Raw genomic sequence first — 1,750 nt, 5'->3', positions numbered from 1 at the left:
GCCGCCGGCCGGCAGCCGGCACAAGCCCGACAGCACCCGCGGCGGGCCCGCGCCGCCACCGGCCGGCGTGCCGGAGTCTCCCCGTCCCCTCCCGGAACCGGGCCAGGGCACGCCCGGCGTGACCCCGATCGGCTACCACGCGCTGGTCGACGACGTGGTCCGCCGGACCGGGACCGACTTCCGCACCGCCAAGGTGGGGGTCGAGTCGACCGTCCTGGTCCTGGCCTGGGCGCTGGGCGAGGCGGAGCGCCGGCGTCTGCTGGCGGCGGTGCCGGCGAAGCTGCACGACGTCGTCCCGGTGGACGGCATCGAGCGGCACCGGGACCTGCCGGGCTTCCTCGCCGAGGTGGGCCGGATCAGCGGGCGCACCCCGGAGCAGGCCCGCTACCAGGCCGAGGCGACCGTGGCGGCGCTCGCCGACCACGACGGCGACCTGGTCGAGTCGCTGCGCGTGCCGGACGGCCTGCGCGAGCTGCTGGACCCGACCCCGGTCGGCGGCGGGGTGGTCGGCGCCGCCACCGCCACGCCGCCGCTGGGCGGCGCGGAGCTGCGGGAGGCGCTGCGCGGCCTGCCGTACTGGTCGGGCGACGGCGACTCGCTGTCGCGGACCGTGGAGCTGCCGGCCGACGGCCTGGACCGGGTGCTCGACCGGATCGACCGGCTGCGGCAGGAGACCGGGCGCGGGCCGCGGATCGGCCGCCCGGACGCGACGACCGCCGTGCTGACCGTACGGTCCCGCCAGGCCGGCGCCGTGACCGCCATGGACGTGGACCTCGCGCACGCCGTCGACGACGCCATCGACGAGGCGGGCGCCGGAATGGCCACCGGCTGACCCGGCGCGGGCCGGTGGGCGGACCGCCCGCCGGCCCCGCCCCCGGGCTCGGCTAGCGTGCCGGCATGGACGTCGACGCGCACCGGCTGGAGCTGGTCGTGGACCCGGCCCGGCCGACCGGGCGCACGCTGCTCGCCGCCGGCGTCGAGCAGTCCTACGTGGACGTCGCCGACCCCCGTCACCTGCACTTCGAGTACGTGCGGCGGATGGCCGCCGCGGCGGACCTGGCGGCTCCGCCCGGCCGGCCGCTGACCGTGCTGCACCTCGGCGGCGGCGCGCTGACCCTGCCGCGCTACCTGGCCGCGACCCGGCCCGGCTCGGCGCAACTGGTCGTCGAGCGGGACGCCGCCGTCGTCGACCTGGTGACACGCGAGCTGCCGGCCCTGCCGGCCGGCGTCGACGTGCGGGTCGCCGACGCCCGGGACGCGCTGGCCGACGCCCCGGCCGGCCGGTACGACCTGGTACTCGCCGACATCTACCGGGCGGCCCGGATGCCGGGGCACGTGGCGACCGTGGAGTTCGCCGCCGAGGTGGCCCGGACCCTGCGCCCGGACGGCGTCTACCTGGTCAACGTGACCGACCTGCCGCCGCTGGTGTTCGCCCGGGTGCAGGCGGCCACCCTGCGGGCCGTCTTCGCCGACGTGTGCCTGGTGGCCGACCGGCGGATGCTGCGCGGCCGGCGGTACGGCAACGTGGTCCTCGCCGCCGCGCCGCGCGCCGGGCGGCTGCCCGTGGCCCGGCTGGCGGCACGGGCGGCGAGGGACGCGGTGCCCGGCGGGGTGCTGCACGCGGCCGCCCTGGACGGGTTCGTCGCCGGGGCCCGCCCCGCCACCGACGCCGCCCTCGCCGCGACCGACCCGCCGCCCCCGGGCCTGAGAGCGCGTGGTGACACCCTGACGTGATCCTCGCCGACCGGGG

The 1,750-nt window shown here is 79.4% G+C and carries 2 protein-coding genes; both read left to right on the top strand.

From position 1 onward, the window contains the following. Window positions 1-832 (top strand): DUF2267 domain-containing protein (locus ACWENR_RS30705; protein ID WP_452280428.1); only part of this gene is annotated, 832 nt, incomplete at its 5' end. A 65-nt stretch (window positions 833-897) separates the two neighbouring features. Continuing rightward, window positions 898-1,734, top strand: coding sequence for a spermidine synthase (locus ACWENR_RS30700; RefSeq protein WP_452280427.1), 837 nt, complete (start codon window positions 898-900; stop codon window positions 1,732-1,734). The last annotated feature ends 16 nt before the right edge of the window (window positions 1,735-1,750 follow it).

It is taken from the genome of Micromonospora sp. NPDC004336, assembly GCF_053602615.1.
Note: the sequence above shows the minus strand (reverse complement) of the source record. Positions and strands in the feature narration are given on the sequence as shown.

Excerpts from the sequence above, each read along its gene's own strand:
- ACWENR_RS30700 (WP_452280427.1), top strand. The coding sequence starts at position 898 with ATGGACGTCGACGCGCACCGGCTGGAGCTGGTCGTGGACCCGGCCCGG.